Annotated in this window: 18 protein-coding genes; 8 read left to right on the forward strand and 10 right to left on the reverse strand. The window is 41.2% G+C overall.

Annotated features, from left to right (window positions below):
• Positions 1-92 precede the first annotated feature (92 nt).
• The 6 genes from lpdA to ampD all read right to left on the reverse strand — a co-directional run bounded on the left by lpdA (position 93) and on the right by ampD (position 9,314).
• A complete protein-coding gene (gene lpdA, locus FW757_RS03465) occupies positions 93-1,520 on the reverse strand; it encodes a dihydrolipoyl dehydrogenase (RefSeq protein ID WP_145235220.1) in 1,428 nt (475 codons plus the stop codon).
• Positions 1,521-1,715: 195 nt separating this feature from the next.
• Positions 1,716-3,623 carry a pyruvate dehydrogenase complex dihydrolipoyllysine-residue acetyltransferase gene (aceF, locus tag FW757_RS03470; protein WP_446440862.1) on the reverse strand — a complete coding sequence of 636 codons (1,908 nt, stop codon included), beginning with the start codon at positions 3,621-3,623 and terminating at the stop codon, positions 1,716-1,718.
• 10 nt (positions 3,624-3,633) lie between these two features.
• The gene (gene aceE / locus FW757_RS03475; protein ID WP_182830539.1) at positions 3,634-6,300 is read right to left on the reverse strand and encodes a pyruvate dehydrogenase (acetyl-transferring), homodimeric type; all 2,667 of its coding nucleotides are present in this window, start codon (positions 6,298-6,300) and stop codon (positions 3,634-3,636) included.
• Positions 6,301-6,414: 114 nt separating this feature from the next.
• Positions 6,415-7,164: a pyruvate dehydrogenase complex transcriptional repressor PdhR gene (gene pdhR / locus FW757_RS03480; protein WP_182830538.1), complete on the reverse strand. Its 750-nt coding sequence runs from the start codon at positions 7,162-7,164 to the stop codon at positions 6,415-6,417.
• Between the two features lie 725 nt (positions 7,165-7,889).
• Positions 7,890-8,741: a beta-lactamase regulator AmpE gene (gene ampE / locus FW757_RS03485; protein WP_182784114.1), complete on the reverse strand. Its 852-nt coding sequence runs from the start codon at positions 8,739-8,741 to the stop codon at positions 7,890-7,892.
• A gap of 27 nt (positions 8,742-8,768) precedes the next feature.
• A complete protein-coding gene (ampD, locus tag FW757_RS03490) occupies positions 8,769-9,314 on the reverse strand; it encodes a 1,6-anhydro-N-acetylmuramyl-L-alanine amidase AmpD (RefSeq protein ID WP_182718484.1) in 546 nt (181 codons plus the stop codon).
• Between the two features lie 1,276 nt (positions 9,315-10,590).
• Here ampD and nadC point away from each other — a divergent pair.
• The 8 genes from nadC (at position 10,591) to yacG (ending at position 20,083) form a co-directional block, all read left to right on the forward strand.
• Positions 10,591-11,436 carry a carboxylating nicotinate-nucleotide diphosphorylase gene (gene nadC, locus FW757_RS03495; RefSeq protein WP_404676581.1) on the forward strand — a complete coding sequence of 282 codons (846 nt, stop codon included), beginning with the start codon at positions 10,591-10,593 and terminating at the stop codon, positions 11,434-11,436.
• A gap of 536 nt (positions 11,437-11,972) precedes the next feature.
• Positions 11,973-12,422, forward strand: coding sequence for a pilin (locus FW757_RS03500; RefSeq protein ID WP_257325352.1), 450 nt, complete (start codon positions 11,973-11,975; stop codon positions 12,420-12,422).
• A 135-nt stretch (positions 12,423-12,557) separates the two neighbouring features.
• Positions 12,558-13,796: an O-antigen ligase family protein gene (locus tag FW757_RS03505; protein ID WP_446440863.1), complete on the forward strand. Its 1,239-nt coding sequence runs from the start codon at positions 12,558-12,560 to the stop codon at positions 13,794-13,796.
• Positions 13,796-15,022 (forward strand): type II secretion system F family protein, encoded by a 1,227-nt coding sequence (locus FW757_RS03510; protein ID WP_446440864.1) that lies wholly within the window; start codon positions 13,796-13,798, stop codon positions 15,020-15,022. The genes FW757_RS03505 and FW757_RS03510 overlap by 1 nt, the downstream gene beginning before the upstream one ends.
• A 1,410-nt stretch (positions 15,023-16,432) precedes the next feature.
• A complete protein-coding gene (locus FW757_RS03515; RefSeq protein WP_446440865.1) occupies positions 16,433-17,332 on the forward strand; it encodes a prepilin peptidase in 900 nt (299 codons plus the stop codon).
• 1 nt (position 17,333) lies between these two features.
• Positions 17,334-17,966 (forward strand): dephospho-CoA kinase, encoded by a 633-nt coding sequence (gene coaE, locus FW757_RS03520; RefSeq protein ID WP_182768271.1) that lies wholly within the window; start codon positions 17,334-17,336, stop codon positions 17,964-17,966.
• Positions 17,967-18,105: 139 nt separating this feature from the next.
• Positions 18,106-19,785 carry a type IV-A pilus assembly ATPase PilB gene (gene pilB / locus FW757_RS03525; protein ID WP_182719520.1) on the forward strand — a complete coding sequence of 560 codons (1,680 nt, stop codon included), beginning with the start codon at positions 18,106-18,108 and terminating at the stop codon, positions 19,783-19,785.
• 67 nt (positions 19,786-19,852) lie between these two features.
• Positions 19,853-20,083 (forward strand): DNA gyrase inhibitor YacG, encoded by a 231-nt coding sequence (gene yacG, locus FW757_RS03530; protein ID WP_149981349.1) that lies wholly within the window; start codon positions 19,853-19,855, stop codon positions 20,081-20,083.
• A gap of 150 nt (positions 20,084-20,233) precedes the next feature.
• Here the strand turns inward: yacG and FW757_RS03535 are convergent, their stop codons facing one another.
• The 4 genes from FW757_RS03535 to tkt form a co-directional block, all read right to left on the reverse strand.
• Positions 20,234-21,406 carry an NRAMP family divalent metal transporter gene (locus tag FW757_RS03535; protein WP_182762476.1) on the reverse strand — a complete coding sequence of 391 codons (1,173 nt, stop codon included), beginning with the start codon at positions 21,404-21,406 and terminating at the stop codon, positions 20,234-20,236.
• Positions 21,407-21,611: 205 nt separating this feature from the next.
• On the reverse strand, positions 21,612-21,968 hold the full coding sequence (hpf, locus tag FW757_RS03540) for a ribosome hibernation-promoting factor, HPF/YfiA family (protein ID WP_145235189.1): 357 nt from the start codon (positions 21,966-21,968) through the stop codon (positions 21,612-21,614).
• A gap of 181 nt (positions 21,969-22,149) precedes the next feature.
• Positions 22,150-22,461 (reverse strand): pyrimidine/purine nucleoside phosphorylase, encoded by a 312-nt coding sequence (ppnP, locus tag FW757_RS03545; RefSeq protein WP_145235187.1) that lies wholly within the window; start codon positions 22,459-22,461, stop codon positions 22,150-22,152.
• A gap of 321 nt (positions 22,462-22,782) precedes the next feature.
• Complete coding sequence (gene tkt / locus FW757_RS03550) at positions 22,783-24,774, reverse strand: transketolase (protein WP_182762468.1); 1,992 nt, start codon at positions 24,772-24,774, stop codon at positions 22,783-22,785.
• Between the last annotated feature and the right edge of the window lie 245 nt (positions 24,775-25,019).

Genomic DNA, 25,019 nt, shown 5'->3' on the forward strand with positions numbered 1-25,019 from the left:
CGCCTACAAGGTATTACGTATTACACACCCGCGCCTATAAAACAAAAAACCCAAGCCGTGGCTTGGGTTTTTAAACAATTAACTAAAAGAACTTACTTCTTCTTTTTAACTGCTTTTTTGTTTGGTAAATCAGTGATTGAACCTTCAAATATTTCAGCTGCAAGACCGATTGATTCGTTCAATGTTGGATGAGCATGAATAGTTAATGCTAAATCTTCACCGTCAGCGCCCATTTCGATACCTAGACCGATTTCGCCCAGCATTTCACCTGCGTTAATACCAATCATAGCACCACCGATAATACGGCCACTTTCTTTATCAAAGATCAGTTTAGTAGAACCTTCAGTACGAGAAGATGCAATTGCACGACCTGATGCAGCCCATGGGAATACAGCTGTTTCAATGCTTAAGCCTTGCTCTTTTGCTTCTTTCTCAGTTACGCCAACCCAAGCGATTTCTGGATCAGTATAGGCAATTGAAGGAATACATTTCGGATCAAAGTAATGTTTTTGACCTGAGATAACTTCAGCTGCAACGTGACCTTCATGAACCGCTTTGTGCGCAAGCATAGGTTGGCCAACTAAGTCACCAATCGCGAAGATGTGGTCAACGTTAGTTTTAAGTTGCTTATCAACATTAATGAAGCCACGCTCATCAACATTAACACCCGCTTTGTCAGCATCTAATAAGTTACCGTTTGGTGTACGACCAACAGCAACTAATACTTTGTCATAACGTACTGGTTCAGCTGGTGCGTTTTTACCTTCAAATGTAACGTATAAGCCATCATCTTTCGCTTCTACGCCAACAACTTTAGTTGATAGCATAACGTTAAATTTATCACTTACGTATTTTTGGTAAATCTTGATGATGTCTTTATCAGCAGCTGGTACTAGTTGGTCAGCAAATTCAACTACGTCGATTGCAGAACCTAGTGCGCGATACACAGTACCCATTTCAAGACCAATAATACCACCACCTAATACTAATAGCTTTTCAGGGATGTCTTTAAGCTCTAGTGCACCGGTTGAATCAATTACGCGGTCATCTTCAGGAATGAAAGGTAAGTTTACAGGTTTAGAACCAGCAGCAATGATAGCGTTATCAAAAGTAATTGTTGTTTTACCGTCAGCGCCTTCAACATCAAGCGTGTTGCTACCTGTGAATTTACCGTAACCGTAAACCACTTTAACTTTACGCATTTTAGCCATGCCGTCTAGGCCACCAGTAAGTTGGCTAACAACTGACTCTTTCCACGAACGAATTTTATCTAAATCAATTTGTGGTGCGCCAAAAGTAACACCATGAGATGACATTTCTGCTGCATCATCAATTACTTTAGCTACGTGTAAAAGTGCTTTCGAAGGAATACAACCAACATTAAGACATACACCGCCTAATGTGTCGCGAGATTCTACTACTGTTACTTCTAAGCCCAAGTCAGCAGCACGGAAAGCCGCAGAATAACCACCAGGACCACCGCCTAGTACAACAACTTGAGTTTTTAATTCGTTGCTCATGCTTTTACCTTAATTGTTTGAACGGGACACTGCCCTAAAGTTTAACTGCCATGTTTCTGCAAGGCAGAAAGGGAGAGCAGATCAAAAATTTATGCAAAATATACAAATATTGTATCATTGCAAATGGTAAAAATCCCAGCAAAAAACAACTGGCTGGGATTTGATTCTATTTATTTCGCTACATGCAGCAATTGCTTACATTACTAATTGGCGAATATCGCTCATGTAACTTGCTAAAGTTACAGTAAAGCGTGCCGCTAGTGCACCGTCAATCACCCTATGGTCGTAAGACATAGAAAGTGGAACCATTAGTTTTGGTTCAAACTCTTTGCCATTCCACTTAGGTTTAATTTCTGATTTAGAGACACCTAAAATAGCAACTTCTGGGGCATTTACGATTGGCGTAAAGGCTGTACCGCCAATACCACCAAGGCTTGAAATTGTAAAACAGCCACCTTGCATATCAGACGAGGTAAGTTTACCGTCACGCGCTTTAACAGATACTTCCATTAATTCACGCGATAATTCAATGATGCCTTTCTTATCAACATCTTTAAATACTGGCACAACCAAACCGTTTGGCGTATCAACTGCAACACCGATATTGATGTACTTCTTAAGAATTAAGCTTTCACCGTCGTTAGATAGTGATGAGTTAAATGTAGGGAACTCAGCAAGTGCTTTCGCTGCTGCTTTCATTACAAATACCAGCGGGGTGATTTTAACACCTAGCTTTTTCTTCTCGCTAAGGGCATTTTGCTCTTTACGGAACTCTTCAAGAGTTGTGATATCAGCTTCATCAAACTGCGTAACATGTGGAATTTGCACCCAGTTACGGTGTAAGTTTTTACCCGATAGCTTTTGAATACGAGATAGTTTTTTCTCTTCGATTTCACCAAATTTAGCAAAATCAACTTTTGGCCATGGAATTAAACCAAGCTCACTACCGCCAGCATTGCCAGAAGCTGTCGCTAATTGGCCTGACTCAACTTGCTTAACTAAGTTCTTCACATAGTCTTGCACGTCTTCTTTCACAACGCGATTTTTACGACCTGAGCCTTTTACGTTCGCAAGGTTAATACCAAACTCACGGGCTAAGCGGCGAACAACTGGCGATGCATGAGCATACGCACTATTGTTTTCAAAGCTTTCATTGCTCGCTTTTGCAGGCGCTGCTTGTGGAGCTGGAGCTGATTCTGCTTTCGCTGCTGGTGCAGATTCAGAAGCCGCTTTTTCAGCGGTAGCTGCAGGTGCACTACCTTGCACTTCAAATACAAAGATAAGTGAACCGGTCGATACTTTATCGCCCGCAGCAACTTTAATCTCTTTAACAGTACCGGCAAACGGTGCTGGTACTTCCATTGCCGCTTTGTCGCCTTCAACGTTTAAGATTGACTGATCTTCAGTAACCTTATCGCCTACCGCAACCATCACTTCAGTGACTTCAACCTCATCACCGCCGATATCAGGCACGTTTACTTCTTTACTGCTTGGCGCTGAACTTTGTGCCGGCGCAGACTCTTGAGCTGGCGCTGCTTCTGCTTTCGCAGCTGCAGGCTCACTACCAGCCACTTCAAAAACAAACACTAAAGAGCCTGTTTTTACTTTATCGCCAGCGGCAACTTTAATTTCTTTAACAGTACCTGCAAACGGCGCTGGTACTTCCATTGCCGCTTTGTCGCCTTCAACGTTTAAGATAGATTGTTCTTCTTCAACAGTGTCGCCAACAGCAACCATGATTTCCGTTACTTCAACTTCATCATCGCCGATATCTGGTACGGTGACTTCTTTAGTTGTTGAACCTGAAGACGCAGCAGGTGCTGCAGCTTCAGATTTTGCTGGTTCTGCAGGCGCTTCGCTAGATGCTTGCTCTTCACCTTCAAACAAGAATACTAAAGAACCCGTAGTAACCGTGTCGCCCACGTTTACTTTGATTTCTTTTACAGTACCGGCTTGTGCCGCAGGTACTTCCATTGAGGCTTTATCACCCTCAACAGTTAGTAATGATTGGTCAACGTCAACTTTGTCACCAACGCTCACTAGAATTTCGGTTACTTCGACTTCATCGCCACCGATATCTGGTACTTTAATTTCAATACTCATTGCAAACCTCTTATGCGTACAGTGGATTAAGTTTGTTAGTGTCGATGTTGAACTTTTTAAGTGCTTCAACCACAACTGACTTCTCAACTTCACCACGTTTAGCAAGTTCAGATAACGTCGCAACTACTACGTAGCTGGCGTTAACTTCAAAGTGACGACGAAGGTTTTCACGGCTATCAGAACGACCGTAACCATCGGTACCTAATACTTTGTAGTTGCTGCTTGGAATGAATGAACGCGCTTGTTCTGCGTAGTTTTTCATGTAATCCGTTGCGGCAACAGTCACTGAGTCATTTAATACACTGGTGATGTAGGCAGTCTTCTGTTCGCTTTCAGGGTTAAGCATATTGAAACGCTCAACATCTTGCCCTTCACGAGTTAATTCGTTAAACGACGTTACTGAATACACATCAGATGCAATACCGTAATCATCACTTAAAATCGCGGCTGCTTTACGCACTTCAGTCATGATAGTACCTGAGCTTAATAGCTGTACGTTGGCTTTTTTGCCTGCGTAGCTTTCTAGCTTGTAGATACCTTTACGAATACCTTCTTCAGCACCTTCTGGCATAGCAGGTTGTGCATAGTTTTCGTTCATAAGCGTTAGGTAGTAGTAAATGTTTTCTTGGCTTTCACCGTACATACGACGAATACCATCTTGAACAATAACCGCTACTTCGTAAGCGTATGTTGGATCGTAAGAGATACAGTTAGGTACTGTGTTAGCAAGAATATGGCTGTGACCATCTTCGTGCTGTAGGCCTTCACCGTTTAATGTTGTACGACCGGCAGTAGCACCTAATAAGAAACCACGTGCTTGTTGGTCACCCGCCATCCATGCCATGTCGCCAACACGTTGGAAACCGAACATTGAATAGTAGATATAGAATGGGATCATTGGTAAATCGTTAGTGCTGTATGATGTTGCCGCAGCAACCCACGATGACATTGCACCTAACTCGTTGATACCTTCTTGCAATACTTGACCCGATGTTGCTTCTTTGTAGTAAGAAACGATATCACGGTCTTGCGGCGTATAGTTTTGGCCATGCGGGTTATAAATACCGATTTGACGGAATAAACCTTCCATACCAAAGGTACGCGCTTCATCGGCAATAATTGGTACGATGTTTTTACCAATACCTTTATCTTTCAATAAGATATTAAGTGCACGAACAAAGCCCATAGTGGTAGAGATATCACGCTTTTGCTCTTCAAGTAGTGGCTTGAACGCTTCTACTTCTGGCAGTACTAACTTTTCAGTAAAGTTAGGAATACGTTTTGGCGTATAACCTTTAAGTGCATCACGGCGAGCATGTAAGTACTTGTGCTCAGCCGAACCTTCTTCAAGTGTTAAATAAGGAAGTTCTGCAAGTTGCTCTTCAGATACTAAATCATCAAGACCTAAACGTGAACGTAAATGGGCAACGTGTGACATGTCCATTTTTTTCACTTGGTGAGCAATATTCTTACCTTCAGCCGCTTCACCCATGCCGTAACCTTTTACAGTTTTAGCTAGGATAACTGTTGGGCGACCTTTGGTCTCTTCTGCTTTTTTGAATGCAGCGAATAATTTTGATGGCTCATGACCACCACGCTTAAGCGCGAAGATTTCGTCATCTGTCATATCAGCAACAAGTGCTGCTGTTTCAGGGTAACGACCAAAGAAATGTTCACGTACGTACGCGCCATTTTTAGCTTTATAAGTTTGGTAATCGCCATCGACTGTTTCGTTCATCAATTGCAATAACTTACCTGTGGTGTCTTTAGCTAGTAGGATATCCCAGCCGCTGCCCCACACTAGCTTGATCACATTCCAGCCAGCGCCTTTGAATAGACCTTCAAGCTCTTGAATGATTTTACCATTACCCATTACTGGGCCATCTAGGCGCTGTAAGTTACAGTTAATTAAGTAACAAAGGTTGTCTAGTTTTTCACGAGCAGCAAAAGAAATAGCGCCACGCGATTCTGGCTCATCCATTTCGCCATCGCCTAAAAACGCGTATACACGTTGGTTTTTAGTGTCTTTTAAGCCACGACCATCTAGGTACTTTAAGAAGCGCGCTTGGTAAATAGACGCGATAGGACCAAGACCCATAGATACCGTAGGGAACTGCCAGAATTCAGGCATTAATTTAGGGTGTGGGTAAGATGGTAAACCTTCGCCATCAACTTCTTGACGGAAGTTATCAAGCTGCGCAGCAGATAAACGACCTTCAACAAATGCACGTGCATAAATACCCGGAGAAATATGACCTTGATAATAAACTAAGTCACCGCCGTCTACATCATTTGGGGCTTTGAAGAAATGGTTAAAACATACTTCATAAAACGCCGCTGATGACTGGTAAGACGCCATATGGCCGCCTAGGTCGAGGTCTTTTTTCGAAGCACGCAATACAATCATGATTGCGTTCCAACGAATAATAGAACGAATACGGCGCTCAAGGTTTACGTCCCCTGGGTAAGCAGGTTCTTGATCTACCGGGATCGTATTAACGTAGTTTGTGTTGATACCTGTTGGCATATCAACACCGTCTAAACGGGCTTGCTCTAATACTTGCTCAAGTAAAAACTGAGCACGTTCAACACCTTCTTCACGCACAACTGATTCAAGAGCTTGTAACCACTCTTGTGTTTCTAGCGCGTCTACGTCAATTTTATTGACTTCAGACATATGGAGGTTTCCTTATGTTTAAAATACGAATGTTCTTAATTAGCACTGTGGTAATCGTGTTGCCATATACAGCACTTGCTTAAATTATTTATCTTTAACTTAGTTTTTTGTTACTTAATTTTGCTTTGTGCGTCTTAAACTACGCTCAATTCGTGAATGCTCTTTACCTGCTTCCAATAACGCTTCTTCAATGAAAGCTAAGTGAGCATTACTGGCAAGTCGCGCCTGCTCTGGATTCCCTTCAATCACTGCATCCATCAATAAACGGCGGTGCTCAGCTAAGCGCGAACTAATATGCGGCTTCTCTAACAATACCGTTAAATTTTGTAAAACATTTTGCTCAAGCAATACCCGCATACCGCGCACTAAATGCAGTAACACCACATTATGCGAGGCTTCTGCCACACTAAAGTGAAACGCGTTAATTGCTTTGGCTTTTTGTAGTAAATCATCATTAGCTAATGCAATGCATTCAAAGCTTTGCTTAACTTTAGCAAAGTCAGTGCTAGTACCACGAAGCGCAGCATAATAAGCTGCAATCCCTTCGAGAGCATGACGAAACTCTAATAAATCAAACTGTGATTCAGGATGTTTACTGATCAAGTCAAATAACGGATCAGTGAGCCCTTCTTCTAGCTGATTTTTTACAAACGTTCCGCCACCTTGACGTCGCGTTACTAAGCCTTTTGCCTCTAGCTTTTGAATGGCTTCACGTAATGAAGGGCGAGACACTTCAAATTGTTTGGCTAATTCACGCTCTGGCGGCAGTTTCTCACCCGGTGCTAATGAGCCCTCAAGAATCATGTTCTCAAGTTGCTGTAAAATAACATCCGATAGTTTTGCTGCTTTAATCTTTAAAGACATTAATCAACGTCCGCATTGTAGTGGAAATGTAACCTGAAAAATCCAAGTTTGTGCCCAGAGACTAGACCAAAAGGTAAATTGGTCATACCAAATTTGAGCCATACGTTATCAAAAAGCAAGTTTGCTGTCAATTTCGCTGCGACGCACCTTAAAAAACACCCTAACGTATTTTGCACAAAGATCAAACAGTATGAGATAAAGCCAGTGTTTAGGAAGGAATTTTATAGAAAAACACAATGGTCTGACCAGATAATCAAAAACTAGTGGGCGAGTTTTTTTGAACTCGAAGTGTACTATATAATAAATTAAACTGCGCGGGGTAAACCCGCGCCTACGCATTGGTAGCAGCGAGTTTACCTCGCGACTGTTTCTACATTTACATAGACAGCCAATTTCACCACTGAGGGCAGGAGGCGCTACGCGCTACACAGAGAATACAAAAGTAAAGTTAATTACTAACAGGTTTTTCCTCTATTAACTCGGTGCTCTCTGTGGTGAATAAATCAATAAAAGACTTTTGCACAAAGAGAAGTGAATGAGCGCAAATGAAAAAAACGCCACGGGCTTCGAGCTGCGAATAGACTCAAACACCTAGCCACTACTTTTATAATTACTTCTCTAAAGCGCAGCGGCTCTTAACCTCTTTGTGAATAAATTTTAATTGCGCGGGTAGCAGCGAGTTTACCTCGCGACAATTACTTCCCTAAAACCTAGCATCTGTTTATTTACGCTAAACCACCAAATAAAGTAAACAAGGCAATCAACACCAAGTAAAACAACACATTTCGTTTTACAAGCTTCATCATACAAGTTGCTTCATACGCGCAACCAAAATGTTGCTGTTCTATTTGCTCTGCGGCAAGCGCGGTATTAGTAACCACTTTACGGTTACTCACTGTAAAATCGAGTGCATAATGCAGCCAGCAACTGGTGCCTTTATTAAAGTTACCTATTACTAGATAACCAAAGCTGGCGATTCTGGCTGGTAACCAATCAAGCCAAAATAATAATGAATGAATAAGTTTAAAACGTTTGGCATACACAACTTTATGGTCGTTCTGCACTAAATCAGCAAAAGTACGTACTAATGCATAAAAGGTCGCGCCAGGTACGCCTAATATTACAAACCAAAAAATAACTGCACAATAAAAGCGAAAGTTTACCCAAGCCAACGTTTGTCCAAAGGTTTCACCGCCTTTTTGCTCTTCCGTTTTCTTTTGCCCCATTTGCAGTGCATATAAGGTTGCCGCTTGCTGATCATCACGGGTTAGCGCATTTAAATAGGACTTATATAAAGCACGTTGTTTAGCACAGCCAAAGCAAACCAGCAGCACAGCCACATTAATGGCTAACTGCCATAATACAAAATCAGATAAGGTAAAAATAACCGCCACAAGTAATACCGGCAAACACAACCAAATAATAAATCCCGCAGGCGAATTGAATAGACCTTGCTCGCCAAGCTGTTTTTTTGAACGTGTTAAATAGCCTTGCGCGTAATAGCTTATTTGCCAATAATCAGATCGGGCACCTAAACGCTCTAATATCAGAGCTATTATTATAGAAATTAAGATCATACTTTTCTCTTTCCAAATTGGCGCTAGTTAAAATATAGCAGCAAAATAATGATTCCAATCAAAACTGTCTCCAGGGTCTGTTTTTCGCCCTGATGCAATGTGACAATGGCCAACAATACGCTCGCGAGTGATAGCTGGGTATTTATATATCAATGTCTTAGTTAAGGATTGTAATGCATTATATTGATTTTGGGTATACGCCGTTGTATCTGTACCTTCAAGCTCAATACCAATACTAAAATCATTACACTGACTACGTCCTAAAAACTCAGACTGACCAGCATGCCAAGCACGTTTACTAAAAGGCACATACTGAACTATTTCACCGCTGCGTTTGATAAAACAATGTGCTGAAACTCTCAACCCCTTTAAATCAGCAAAGCTAGGGTGTGCTTGGCAATCAATACATCCCATAAACAAATCATCCACAAACGGCGTGGCAAACTGCCCTGCTGGCAAGGAAATATTATGAATCACTAATAAAGATATTTCCTCACCTAGTGGGCGCTCATCAAAATGCGTACTTGGTCGCTGGATAGCGGTACTAACAACACCAAAAGAGTTTATTTTCATAGTTTATATTCATAATGGCCTGTAAATAAATGCATAGTCAGATGCTAATAGATTTCCAAGTAGAATAACAGCAAAGCACTTTCATTGTTTTGCGCCGGTAGCAGCGAGTTTACCTCGCGATTGTTTCTACATTTCCATAGACAAACCAATTTCACCACCGAGAAGAGAAAGCCACGGGCTACGGGTAACGAGCTGCGGGCTGTAAGTTCACCTAGAGCTAGTCACTTCCCTAGAACCTAGTTCCTATTTTCCTCTAATGCGCGGCGCCTCTTATCCTCTTTGTGAATAAATTTTAATTGCGCGGGGTAAACCCGCGCCTACGTATTGGTAGCAGCGAGTTTACCTCGCGACTGTTTTTACATTTATACAGACACACTATTTCACCACCGAGCCCACCGAGGCGCTTTGCTACACCGAGAAGGCAAAAGTAAAGTTAATCACTATTACCTATTGGTTTTTCCTCTGTGAGCTCGATGATCTCTGTGGTGAATAAATCACTAAAAGACTTTTGCACAAAGAGAAGTGAATGAGAAGAACAAATGCCACGGACTTCGAGCAACGTGCTTCGAATATGCCCTAGCACCTAGTCACTTCCTAAAACCTAGAACCTATTTTTAGATTACTTATCTAAAGCGCAGCGCCTCTTATCCTCTTTGTGAATAAATTTTAATTGCGCGGGGTAAACCCGCACCTACGCATTGGTAGCAGCGAGTTTACCTCGCGACTGTTTCTACATTTACACCGATAAACCTATTTTACCACCGAGGGCAGGAGACGCTGCGCGCTACACAGAGAAACCAAAGTAAAAAATCACTTATTTCTTCTCGGTGGTGAATTAATCACTGACAGAACTTTAATCTAATTGCGCGGGGTAAACCCGCGCCTACGTATTGGTAGCAGCGAGTTTACCTCGCGACTGTTTTTACATTTATACAGACACACTATTTCACCACCGAGCCCACCGAGGCGCTTTGCTACACCGAGAAGACAAAAGTAAAGTTAATCACTATTACCTATTGGTTTTTCCTCTGTGAGCTCGGTGCTCTCTGTGGTGAATAAATCACTAAAAGACTTTTGCACAAAGAGAAGTGAATAAGAAGAACAAATGCCACGGACTTCGAGCAACGTACTTCGAATATGCCCTAGCATCTAGTCACTTCCTAAAACCTAGAACCTCACTCTCTAGAACCTAATCAAACTTATAGCTTCAGCCTTCTCTTTCACTTTCAAACCATGTAAAATTTGTGCAATTTCCTAATTATAATGAGCTTTTATAATGTCTATCCCACACAGCCTTTTAAGCCAATTGGTTAAACTTGCCCTTGATGAAGATTTAAATTACCAAACAGCCGAACAAGGCGACATCACCGCGCAATTAATTCCAGCGGCGCAGCACGCTAATGCCAAAGTGATCACTCGTGAAGATTGCGTGTTTTGCGGTAAAGACATTATCTTAGAAGTATTCAAACAAGTTGATCCGAGTGTAGCCGTTAATGTATTGGTAAATGATGGTGATACAGTTAAAGCTAACGATACCTTATTTACAGCAATAGGTTCTGCCCGCGCTATTTTAACAGCTGAACGTACCGCACTTAATTTTGTTCAAACCTTGTCAGGTACAGCCACCACTACAGCGCATTATGTTAAAGAACTCAGTGGCACCCACACCCAACTACTCGATACCCGTAAAACCATTCCGGGCCTACGTGCATTACAAAAGTACGCGGTCAAATGTGGCGGTGGCGCAAATCATCGCATTGGCTTATTTGATGCGTTTTTAATTAAAGAAAACCACATTGCCGCCTGCGGTGGCATCGATAAAGCCGTAGCGCAAGCAAAACTTAATCATCCAACTAAACCGGTAGAAGTAGAAGTCGAATCACTTATTGAGCTAGATCAAGCCATTATAGCCGGTGCTGATATTATAATGCTGGATAACTTTAGCGTTGAGCAAATTCAACAAGCAGTAGTACTGACCGATAAGCGCGCTAAATTAGAAGTTTCGGGTAATATGACCCTAGAAACACTGCGCACCTACTCACAGGCTGGGGTTGATTTTATATCCAGCGGTGCACTTACAAAAAATTTACAGTCAATCGATTTGTCAATGCGTTTTGAGTAATAATCAAACTAAATAACAAATATTATGTTTCCCTAATGCGTTGACAAACTGATTAAAAAAGCATTAAATACGCCGAAAGGCTTACACTGTAACAAAATGTTAATTTTAGTGCTTTATATAATACGAAATAGTGCTAATGTAAGCCTCTAGGATGAATGAATTAACTTTCAACCAATTCTAAAGAACTACTTTCGGGTATTGTTTTACACCGCACGGCTACTTTGATGAAAGCTGTGAGTTAAATAAACAACATTGAAACTAAGTAGTGGGTGAAGAAAGTTTTTAAAATTCGATGAAATGCAGTCAAAGCCGCTTTCAATCAGCAGCTTTAGTGCTAAAGTAGTTCTTACAGAGTAATTTTAATAGCTGCTAAAACCTACTCAGCATTATTTAGCTAGGCACTGGGTTAGGTATTAGTAATTTAACGATTTTAAAAAAACCGTAAGATAAAGCAGTTACAGTAGCTAACGTGATTACACACTTTACTAACATAATGAATTTAGCTTACAAAAAACACTATCCTTTAGGAGAGGAACATGGAAAAAATGACACAACAAAGTCAAAAGGGTTTTACCCTAATTGAATTAATGATTGTAGTAGCAATCATCGGTATTTTAGCAGCGGTAGCGTTGCCTGCGTATCAAGATTATACGGCTCGAGCTAAAATGAGTGAAGTTATAACTTTCACAGCATCGGCTAAAACAGCTGTTAGTGAATGTATTATATCAACTGGGAGCTCTGCAAGCTGTACTTCCAATAAAGCGGTAGGGTTAGATGAAAATATCTCCTCTCCATATGTTACTAGTGTGGCAGTTGGAACTGCAGGAAAGATAACTACAACAATTAAAGCTATCAATTCAGATTTAACTGGAGCTACACTAACTTTAACTCCAAACACAACAAATAAAACAAACATTAGCTGGACTTGTGAAATAAGTGCAGCGACGTTAAACAAATATGTGCCACAAAACTGCCGTAAAAGCTAATTAGTTTTTAGTCAAAGAGAGGAGCTCTTAAAAGGAGCTCCTCAATCTATCAATATGATAAAAAAAATATCCCATACAATAATTCCCTCTGTATTTTTAATTTTTTGTTTAATTCCATTTATTGATGAGTATTTTTTGGGTCTATTTAATGAAAAAAGAGCCTTTCAATCTATACTCCTTATTTTATGTGCCTTACTTTATTTTCATTCATTCAAATTAGAAAAAAAATCGAAGCTGATTTTAGTTTCAGTTCTATTCATTGGTTTAATAAGCACACTTTTAAGCGAAAACTTATTATATTCAAGCTTGAGCTATCTTCACGCTACAATGCTAATAAGCCTTGTTTTTTTAGGTTATAAAATAAAAGATAATAACTCTATTTTATTTTATACGATATTTTTCTCTAACGTATTTTTAGTATCTTATTCATTACTTAATTATTCTTTTTTTATTCTATCAAGTGAGGCGCCATTTCCTGATGGCGTTTTATATGGTTTCTATAACATTCGATTTTTTAATCAATTTCAAGTCCTAAGCATACCCTTTGTCATCTATTTCCTTTCACACTCTAAGTTACATAGAGTTGCCAAAATCACTCTGGCTTTAAATTTATTTCTGTTACTTTTCAGTAGTGCACGAGGCGCTTCAATAGCAATATTGATAACAACATTAATTTACTGCTATTTCATAAATAAAAGTATGATAAAAGAACTGTTCTTTTGTCTATTAAGTGCTACTTTATTGTTTTTAATTCACTATTTTTACCTTGATATTTACTACTCATCTGAATATATAATAAGAACTGGCAGTTCAAATAGATACGAACTATGGCTAGAAGTAATCAACAATATAAACTTTAAAACACTACTTATTGGTAATGGGCCTGGTGGATATAAGTCAGAAATTTTCTATCTTGGCCACCCCCATAATAGTATCCTTCAAATTCTGAATAGCTGGGGAGCAATTGTTTTATCTATCGTTGTTTTGTTTATATATAAATTAATCACTCAATCACTAGCCTTCATTAATAAAAACAAAGATAACAATGAGTTTTTAACCTGCTTTACTTCATTTGTAAGCTTACTGATTTACTCTCTAGTCAGTGGCGTGATAGTCATGCCAATTCCGCAGACCTTTTTATTTGTTTTAGTTGGGATTTTACTTGGGTGTTTAGGTTATAATTTATATGAAAGAAAAAATAACACAGAAAAAAAAATAGCACTAATTATTACATTCGCAATATCTTTACTTTACGCGGCATTAGTTATACTGAGCTACAACTGTTTAGATCCTAAACCACACGGCCCTAGCTTTTGGTCTAACGGGCAATTATCTTTTGAAAATTGTAAGCTTACTTACTTCGAGGGTTCATAATGGCAAAACAACCGGACAAAAAAGGATTTGATACCTTTGAATGGGTGGGCGTAAGTGCTCGCGGCAAGCGCCTTGAGGGCGAAATGACTGGTGCTAGTATAGCTTTAGTTAAAGCCCAGCTTCGTAAACAAGGTATCACCCCTTCCAAAGTAAAGCGTAAAGCCAAACCTTTATTTGGTGTACGGATGCAAAAAATTACGCCAAAAGATATTGCACTCGTTACCCGGCAAATTGCCACAATGCTGATGGCGGGTGTACCGCTGATTCAATCAATTGAAATGATTGGCACTGGTGCTACCAATAAAAGCGTTAGCAAATTAATGGAAACTATTGGTGATGAAGTAAAAGCCGGTGGTGCTTTATCTGATGCGCTGCGTAAACACCCTCGTTATTTTGATGACTTATATTGTGATTTAGTCGCCTCTGGCGAGCAATCTGGTGCGCTGGATAAAATATTCGACCGTGTTGCCCTTTATAAAGAAAAATCCGAAGCGCTAAAATCAAAAATTAAAAAAGCCATGTTCTACCCTATTGCTGTATTGGTCGTAGCTTTAATTGTAACCTCTATATTGCTTATTTTTGTAGTGCCGCAATTTCAAGATATTTTTGCTGGTTTTGGTGCTGAACTCCCTGCGTTTACTTTAATGGTGATAGGTATATCTGAGTTTATGCAAGAGTACTGGTGGATGATGTTAATTGCCCTTGTTGGCTTTGGTTATGCTTATAAAGAAGCGCTACTAAAAAGTAAAAAACTGCGGGACGCTAATGACCGTGCAATTTTAAAACTGCCTGTAATTGGTATGATTTTAAACAAAGCCGCGGTGGCTCGTTATGCTCGTACGCTTTCGACCACCTTTGCTGCGGGTGTGCCGCTAGTTGATGCACTTGATTCTGCTGCAGGGGCTTCAGGTAACGCGGTTTATCGTTATGCTATTTTAGATATAAAAGCTGAAGTAAGCTCGGGTAATCAAATGAACTGGGCGATGCGCAACTCAAAAATATTCCCCGATATGGTGATACAAATGGTCGCTATAGGTGAAGAGTCAGGCTCTTTGGATGGCATGCTGGCAAAGGTCGCCACTATTTATGAGCAAGAAGTTGATGATGCAGTAGATGGCCTATCGAGCTTGTTAGAGCCGCTTATTATGGCGGTACTCGGCGTGTTAGTTGGTGGTTTGATCATTGCTATGTACTTACCTATTTTCCAACTTGGGTCGGTTATATAAAAGCTGTAAGCTGTAAGCTGTAAGCTGTAAGCTGTAAGCTGTAAGCTGTAAGCTGTAAGCAAGAATGTTCCTAATTTATATTAAGCAATGCAACATCTTTTTTATTTAAGTGATTTATTCACCACAGCGATTAAGAGACGCTGTGCTTTAGAGAGGTAATTGTAAAAATAGGTGCTAGGAAGTGGCTAGGGTGTATTCGAGGGCCGTGGCGCTTTTCTCATTTACTCTCATTCTACTCTTTGTGCAGAAAGGTTTTTGATTGTGGGCATTACTTGTAGGCGAGTGGCTTGCCACCGCGAAAATAATCTCATTGTCGCGAGATAAACTCGCTGCTACCAATACGTAGGCGCGGGGTTACCCCGCGCAATAGATTCAAGTTCTGTCAGTGATTAATTCACCACCGAGAACACAGAGAAAAAATAAGTGATTTTTTACTTTGGTTTCTCTGTGTAGCGCGCAGCGTCTCCTGCCCTCGGTGGTAAAATAGGTTTGTTTGTGTAAATGTATAAACAGTCGCGAGGTAAACTCGCTGCTACCAATGCGTAGGTGCGGGTTTACCCCGCGCAATTAGATTAAAGTTCTGTCAGTGATTAATTCACCACCGAGAACACAGAGTTCACAGAGAAGAAATAAGTGATTTTTTACTTTGGTTTCTCTGTGTAGCGCGCAGCGTCTCCTGCCCTCGGTGGTAAAATAGGTTTGTTTGTGTAAATGTATAAACAGTCGCGAGGTAAACTCGCTGCTACCAATGCGTAGGTGCGGGTTTACCCCGCGCAATTAGATTAAAGTTCTGTCAGTGATTAATTCACCACCGAGAACACAGAGTTCACAGAGAAGAAATAAGTGATTTTTTACTTTGGTTTCTCTGTGTAGCGCGCAGCGCCTTTGTGCCCTCGGTGGTAAAATAAGTTTGTTTGTGTAAATGTATAAACAGTCGCGAGGTAAACTCGCTGCTACCAATGCGTAGGCGCGGGTTTACCCCGCGCAATAGATTCAAGTTCTGTCAGTGATTAATTCACCACCGAGAACACAGAGAAAAAATAAGTGATTTTTTACTTTGGTTTCTCTGTGTAGCGCGCAGCGCCTTTGTGCCCTCGGTGGTAAAATAGGTTTGTTTGTGTAAATGTATAAACAGTCGCGAGGTAAACTCGCAGCTAACAATGCGTAGGCGCGGGTTTACCCTACGCAATAGATTCAAGTTCTGTCAGTGATTAATTCACCACCGAGAACACAGAGAAAAAATAAGTGATTTTTTACTTTGGTTTCTCTGTGTAGCGCGCAGCGTCTTTGTGCCCTCGGTGGTAAAATAAGTTTATCGGTGTAAATGTATAAACAGTCACGAGATAAACTCGCTGCTACATACACGTAAGTGCGGGCTTTTAGTAGTTTTTAGATTTTAGGTTTTAGCGAATGCAAAATTTCTTTCTCGATATAATCACTGTTATGCAAAACCAATTATGGTTTTATTTACTCACTGTTGGCTTAGTGAGCCTGTGTATTGGCAGTTTTTTGAATGTAGTTATTTACCGGTTGCCGATAATGATGCAACGTGAATGGCAAACAGAATGCCGTGTTTTACTGGCTGACGATTTAAAACCTACAAAAGCTGATAATACAGAAACTGAGTTTAATCTGATCAAGCCCAACTCGACCTGCCCAAAATGCAAAACGGCAATTAAGCCTTGGCAAAACATTCCTGTTATTAGCTGGTTATTGTTAAAAGGTCGCTGCGCCAGTTGCAGTAACCCAATTTCAGTACGTTACCCAATTGTTGAAATGCTTACTGCGGTTTTAAGCTTAATAGTGGCCTACACCTTTGGCGCGACTGATCAGGCACTACTGTATATTTTAATTACTTGGGTGCTCGTCGCCCTGACCTTTATTGACATTGATCATATGCTACTGCCTGACCAACTCACCTTACCTTTAGTCTGGTTTGCATTAATTGCTGCGGTAATGGGCATCACTATCTCCCCAACAGATGCCATTATTGGTGCAGCATGTGGTTACTTAAGCCTCTGGAGCGTATTTTGGCTATTTAAACTGATCACCGGTAAAGAAGGCATGGGCTATGGTGATTTTAAATTACTGGCGGTATTTGGCGCATTGCTTGGCTGGCAATCATTACTCACCATTGTTTTATTATCGAGTGTAGTGGGCGCTATTATTGGTATCGCGTTATTGAGTATTCAAGGCAAAGATAAAGCCACGCCAATTCCATTTGGGCCTTATTTAGCCATTGCAGGTTGGGTTACTTTGTTATGGGGCACACAAATCCAAGTATTTTATTTTAATTTGTTAGGTTATTAATATGAATGCATCCACTCATAAACCGATGAAAAATTGGGTGCTGGGCTTAACCGGCGGTATTGGTTGCGGAAAAAGCGCCGTTAGTGCCATGTTTGAAAAACTCGCTATTACCGTAGTTGATGCTGATATTATTGCACGCCACGTAGTCAAACCGCATAGCCCTGGTTTAGCTGCCATTAGTGAGCATTTTGGTGCCCAAGTGCTAAACCCCGACGGCAGTTTAAACCGGGCGCAATTACGTGAGATTATTTTTGCTGATACAGCGCAAAAAACTTGGCTTAATAATTTACTGCATCCACTGATCCGTGAAAAAACTCTTACTGATTTACACTCTGCAAACAGCGCATATGTGGTACTCGTCGCACCACTGTTATTTGAAAATGGTCTTGAGCAATATTGTGATCGCACTTTAGTGATTGACGTTCCTGTAGAAATACAACTCAAGCGTACTATCGCCCGCGATAACACCTCTGAGCAGCAAGCACGCAGTATTATCGCCGCACAAATGTCACGCGAGGATAAACGCCACCGAGCTGACGATGTGATTGATAACAACCGCCCATTGCATTTAGTTGAGCAGGATATAATGCAACTTCATCAAAACTACTTACAACTAACGGCTAAAGCTAACTAATAAAGATGATAACGGTTGTGATAAACAAAAACTTTTTAGCTTTTTGTTGTCAAATTACCTTAAATCGACAAGACTGATGTTATACCATTCTTTTTTCTGATAAATTGCTGGCTATGAAAGGATCTAACCAAGGTGCGCAATGAATATTAATTCACCATTACTTAGAAAGTTTATTACGCTTGGCCGTATTGACGCAGAAACAGTCAAACTCAAACAACGTGAGTATGGCTCAACTGCAGAGTTGATCGCAAAATGCAGCGGTATTGATGGTCATGAACTTGCCGAGCAATGCATCGACTTATTCCGAGTGCCTTATTTTGATATACGTGAGTTTGACGTCGAGCTGATCCCCAAAGAGCTTGTTAAAGAAAAACTGATCAAAGATCATCATATTCTGCCTTTAATTAAAAAAGGCCGTAAACTCTACATTGCCGCGTCGGATCCGACTGATTATGGTGCTTTTGAAAACTTTGAATTCAGTACAGGGCTTGCCTGTGAGGTGGTCGTTGTTGATTATCGCCAGCTTGAAGCCAAAATAGAGCAATTGCTTGATGCCTCTGGTAGTTTGCATTTAAGCGATGAAGAATTTAAAGAATTTAGTGAGTTAGATACCGAAAGCCCTCGCGAAATACAAAACAACGGCGAAGACGAAAAAGACGATGCCCCAATTATCGTCTACATCAATAAAATTTTGATGGATGCAATTAAAAAAGGCGCCTCGGATTTACACTTTGAACCTTACGAACATAAATACCGCGTGCGTTTTCGTATCGATGGCATTTTACATGAAATGGCCAGCCCGCCGAACAGCTTAGCTACGCGTTTATCAGCGCGGATAAAAGTAATGGCACGCTTAGATATTGCCGAAAAACGTAAACCACAAGATGGCCGTATCAAACTTAAAATCACCGAACGTAAAAGTATCGATTTCCGGGTAAGTACGCTGCCGACTTTGTGGGGCGAAAAAATAGTAATGCGTATCCTTGATTCATCCAGTGCCATGCTTGGCATTGATGTACTGGGTTACGAACCTGAGCAGAAAAAGCTCTATATGGATGCGCTGCAACAACCGCAAGGCATGATTTTAGTTACCGGCCCTACCGGCTCGGGTAAAACAGTATCGCTTTACACTGGTTTGAATATTCTTAACCAACCAGAGCGTAATATTAGCACTGCAGAAGATCCGGTTGAAATTAACCTTGAAGGTATCAACCAAGTACAAATTAACCCGCGCGCAGAGATGACCTTTGCTAATGCGCTAAAAGCGTTTTTACGTCAAGATCCTGATGTGGTGATGGTCGGTGAGATCCGAGATCTTGAAACCGCTGAAATTTCTATTAAAGCGGCGCAAACTGGTCACTTGGTATTATCGACCTTACATACTAACTCTGCACCTGAAACCCTAACCCGTTTACTTAATATGGGTGTACCTGCTTATAACGTTGCCAGCTCGATTAGCTTAATTATCGCACAGCGCTTAGCTCGACGTTTATGCCCTAAATGTAAAGCACCTGAAAGCTTGCCGGACGAAGAGTTACAACGCCAAGGTTTTAGCCCTGAACAAATAACTGAACTCACTTTATTTGCACCCAAAGGCTGCGATAGCTGCACTGATGGCTACAAAGGTCGTGTGGGTATTTATGAAGTAATGCAGATTACTCCAGAAATAGCGCAAATCATTATGCGTGGCGGTAATTCACTAGAAATTGCTGAAGTATCGTTAAAGTCAGGCTTTAATAACTTGCGTTTATCAGGCCTCAGAAAAGCTGCCGCCGGTATGACTTCATTAGCCGAGATAAACCGAGTAACTAGTTTTTAAGATCCTAAAACCTAGCTTTCTAGGTTTTAGAGTTATAAATCGTAAACAATATGTATGAGAAGATGTTATGCCAACAGTTGTAAGCTGCCCAACGTGTAAAACCCAAGTCGAATGGTCAGAAAAAAGTCCGCACCGCCCTTTTTGTTCAAAACGCTGTCAGTTAATTGATTTAGGCGAATGGTCGTTTGAAAACAATAAAATCTCTGCACCAATAACCTCTGCAGATGATTTAAGCCAAGATATGATTGAAGATATTGAAGCTATGCTTGCTAAAAACGACGATGATTTTTTCAAGTAAGCCTGAAGTAATTGAAAAATAGGGGCTAGGTTTTAGGTAGTAGCTAGGTTCTAGTATTCGAAGCTCGCAGCCCGTGGCGAGGTAAACTCGCTGCTACCAATACGTAGGCGCGGGTTTACCCCGCGCAAACTCCAATTAACTACTTTGCTGTTAACCAAGCTTCCAAACCAAAAACACCAACGCAAAGCCAACTAAATAAATCAGTCCTAACCAGCTCAAGCTTTGTATTACTTTGGAATGCTGAATACTTGGCACTGAGCGAACTAAGCTGAAGTTCAGCCATGCAAAAATCGGCGTGGTCAAAAATGCTAGCGTCATAGCAAAAGTAAGCATAGGGCCAAGGGCTGATTTAAAGAATAAGATCACCGCCATCCCCGCCAAAGACTGTACTATCAACCAGATATTTAAGCTGTGCTTACTTTGTTTAAAACCTAATAACTTGTGTGATTCGTTTAATGTGCGGGCGTAGCCATCAAGCACGGTTAAAGTTGTGCCAAACATACACAAAAACGCGATAATTGAAACTAATGGTCGTGCCCATTCACCTATGGTAAGGGCATACATATCAATAAGCTGTTTAGCAAATGCCACGCCGCCGAGCTCTATATTCGCGCTTTGCCCGTATTGCACTAGCACACCAAGTGAAAAGAATACTAATGCCAGCCCTGCGGTTAACCAATAACCTAAATTAAAATCAAATAACCCCTGCGCTCTAGTTACCGTTTGTTGGCTTTGTTTTTCTTTAAGCCACAATGAGCTTAATGCTGAGATTTCAATCGGTGCAGGCATCCAGCCCATCAATGCCACCATAAAACCCAGCATAGCAAGTTCATAGGGAGATGGGCCAACGTAATCAGCAGGTGCCATTGGGCCGTTACTAAATGCAATAGCTAGGGCAATGACTGTTGCTAGTGTAAGTAGCCCCATAATAGCCTTGGCGACGTTATCGAGTGCTTTAAAGTGCCCGAGTAATAAAATGACTAAGCAAACGGCGAGGATCAACCAACACAGTAAAGTCACTGAAATAGCAATAGGTAAAGCGTAGTGTAATAAACTGGCCGTTAATAGCAGCACACCAGCAGTATTGACCACCGCAGCAATAATATTTAAGCCAATAAAACTATAAAAAAACCATGGGCCTTTACTTTGATAGCCTTCAACTAAGCTTTTTTTTGTGGCTAGCGTGTACTCGATACCAAAGCGGAAAAATGGATACTTAAGCACGTTAACAACGAGGATTAACCAAAATAGCTGCCAGCCAAAAATAGCCCCTGCTTGCGTTGATGCCACTAAATGTGAGCCACCAATTGCAGCGGTCGCCATTAAAATACCGGGACCTAGTGCGTTTAAACGAGTTTGCCAAATTGATACTGCTGACTGCATCTGTGTACTTATTACTTATGGTTAATAATAAGCAAGTTACAGCGTTTTAATTAAGAAATAAAGAGTAAAGCGGAGGTTTAGAGGACTAGTCCTTTAGATGTAAATCGCTAGATCCTAGTTGCCTAAGATCTAGCGTCTTTATTATTTAACGTAGGTCCATTTCTTGAATAATTTCATGAGCAATTTCAGGTGTAGTGCTCACCGGTTTTTCATGTAAATTGGCTTTAATTTGGCCTTTACGATGCTTTAGTGCTGCATCGAGTTTTTTAGCCGCGTTTGCAATAGCTGGATAAAGAACTTCGTTCTCACCTTTAACGGATAAACGCGCGCCTTCGTATATGGTACTGATTTCTGCTTGGAGCTTATGATGCTCTTTTGAAAGAATGATATCTAGTGCGATCAGAGATGGAAAATGACTCGCAATTTTTGAAAATTTTTCGTTGATGTGCTCTCTAATAGAGTCAGTAACGTCAACATGGTGACCAGAAAGATTAATTTTCATAGGGTATCCTTTTTTATGTTACCTCATAACTAGTATTGGGGGCTATTTAGATTAACACAAGGCAGAAAAGCATAAATATGAAATTTATTTGTTATTACAGCTGATGTAGATCAATTTAGTCACATTAAATATGCAAAAGCCCGCGCATGGCGGGCTTTCAGCGTGTCACTTGATTTGTATATTAAGTATACGAACAACAGTAATCAGCAAAGTCAGTCACTTTTACTTGAAAGGTAACGTTAGCATCAACGTTAAAAGACTCCCCTGCTGACATCGTTTGCCATTTCGTCTCACCAGGGAGTAATACATCCCACTGGCCGCCGTTTAATTCCATCAATTCTTTTTTGCTCGTAGCAAATTCAAACTCACCCGGTTGCATAAAACCTAACGTTTTAGTGCTGCCATCAGCAAAAACCACGGTACGACTTGATACTTTACCGTCAAAATATACGTTCGCTGTTTTAACAACACTTACATTATCAAACTGAGACATCCTCACTCCTGTTCTTTGATTTATAATTTAACTGCGACCACATTGCCTTAAGGACGCATAGCATGCAAGTGTAGTGATGTGAAAAATACTCATGGGCTTCGGGCTTCGGGCTTCGGGCTAACAGTGTAGGTCGTGCTTTAGCGCGTCAAGTCGCTTACGCTTAACTATTCTAAAACTGACAGCTGAAAGCTTATGACTGACGGCTGACGGCTCAAATTCCCTTCGTTGGGTTTCGCTGCGCTCTACCCAACCTACCGGCCAAACACAAAAAGCCCGCGCTGTGTAACCACAGTGCGGGCTTTTAAATTTCAATCGTAAAGATTAAAACAATTCGTTAGCTTTGTTTACGATGTTTTCTACCGTGAAGCCAAAGTGCTCAAACAGCTCATTTGCAGGGGCTGACTCACCAAAGGTGGTCATACCTACTACTGCGCCGTTTAGGCCTACGTATTTATACCAGTAGTCTGCAATGCCTGCCTCTACTGCTACGCGGCGTGAAACTGCAGCTGGTAATACGCTTTCTTTGTATGCAGCATCTTGCGCATCAAATGCATCTGTTGATGGCATTGATACAACGCGTACTTTTTTACCTTGCTTACGTAGTTCTGCCGCTGAATCTTGTGCTAATTGCACCTCAGAACCAGTTGCGATTAAGATAAGCTCAGGCTCGCCATCACAGCTCAGCACATAACCACCTTTTTTCACGTCGCTTAATTGCTGCGCTGAGCGAGTTTGTTGCTCAAGGCCTTGGCGAGTAAAGATAAGTGATGTTGGACCATCTTGGCGCTCAATCGCTTGTTGCCATGCAATCGCAGACTCAACTTGGTCACACGGGCGCCAGTTAACTAGGTTTGGCGTTAAACGCATGCTAGCAATTTGCTCTACTGGTTGGTGAGTTGGACCATCTTCACCTAAACCGATTGAATCGTGTGTATATACAAAAATGCTTGGCACTTTCATAAGTGCAGCCATACGAACAGCATTACGTGCATATTCCATAAACATTAGGAAAGTTGCGCCGTAAGGAATAAAGCCTTTATGCAGTGCAATACCATTCATAATCGCCGACATACCAAACTCACGAACACCGTAATAGATGTAGTTACCGCTGGCATCATCGCGTGTTAAGCCTTTAGAGCCTTTCCAAATAGTCAGGTTAGAACCCGCTAAATCAGCTGAGCCGCCCATAAATTCAGGCAGTAATGGGCCAAATGCATTCAGTGCGTCTTGCGATGCCTTACGTGATGCTGGGTTTGCTGGATTTGCGTCTAGTTGCTCAATATATGCTTGTGATTTTTCAGCCCAATCTGCTGGCAACTCACTACTAGTACGGCGTTTAAATTCAGCGGCTAGTTCTGGGTGTGCAGCGGCGTACGCGGCAAATTTTTCATCCCAGTTAGCTTCAAGTTGTTTACCCTTTTCTTTGCCATCCCATTGTGCATAAATATCAGCTGGGATTTCAAATGCTTCACCAGTCCAACCAAGGAACTCGCGTGCTGCTTTGATTTCGTCTTCACCTAGTGGTGCGCCGTGACAATCATGGCTACCTGATTTATTTGGTGAACCATAACCGATAACTGTTTTACAACAAATTAGTGTTGGCTTGTCGGTGATGCTGCGTGCTTCTTCGATGGCTGCGCGGATAGCGTCAGAGTCATGGCCATCAACGTCACTTACTACATGCCAACCGTAGGCTTTAAAGCGTGCAGGTGTATCATCGCTAAACCAACCTTCAACTTCACCATCAATTGAAATACCGTTGTCATCCCAAAACGCAACAAGCTTACCTAGGCCTAATGTGCCGGCAAGTGAACATGCTTCATGAGAAATACCTTCCATTAAGCAACCATCGCCTAAGAAAGTATATGTGTGGTGATCAACAATATCGTGACCTTCGCGGTTAAATTGCGCGGCTAATGCTTTTTCAGCAATCGCCATACCTACCGCGTTAGTGATCCCTTGACCAAGTGGGCCCGTAGTAGTCTCAATACCTGGCGCATACCCATATTCTGGGTGTCCTGGTGTTTTTGAATGCATTTGACGGAAGTTTTTAATTTCCTCAATTGGTAAATCATAACCACTTAAATGCAATAGAGAATAAATAAGCATTGAACCGTGGCCATTGGAAAGTATAAATCGATCTCTATCTACCCACTCTGGATTTGTTGGGTTGTGGTTTAGATAATCGCGCCATAGTACTTCTGCGATATCAGCCATGCCCATAGGGGCTCCAGGGTGGCCAGATTTGGCCTTTTGTACTGCGTCCATTGATAAGACGCGAATAGCATTTGCAAGTTCTTTGCGAGACGGCATGGATTCTCCTACCTTTACTGTATTTGCGCTGGTTATTGTGTGTATTCATTTGAAGATCCATTCTTACTTATTGTAGGGGCTGTATGCAATTAAAAACCTGATTAAATTGGGCATTATGAATTTTTTTTAAGAACAAAAAGTTATTAGTAATTTTATTTAGACGTCTAGGCGTAAAAACACTATGCAACTATCGTTGTTTTAGATAAAATACGCCCCTAAATTTTTTAGCGCTCTTACCGACGTTT

Source organism: Pseudoalteromonas sp. 1181_04, from assembly GCF_052850545.1.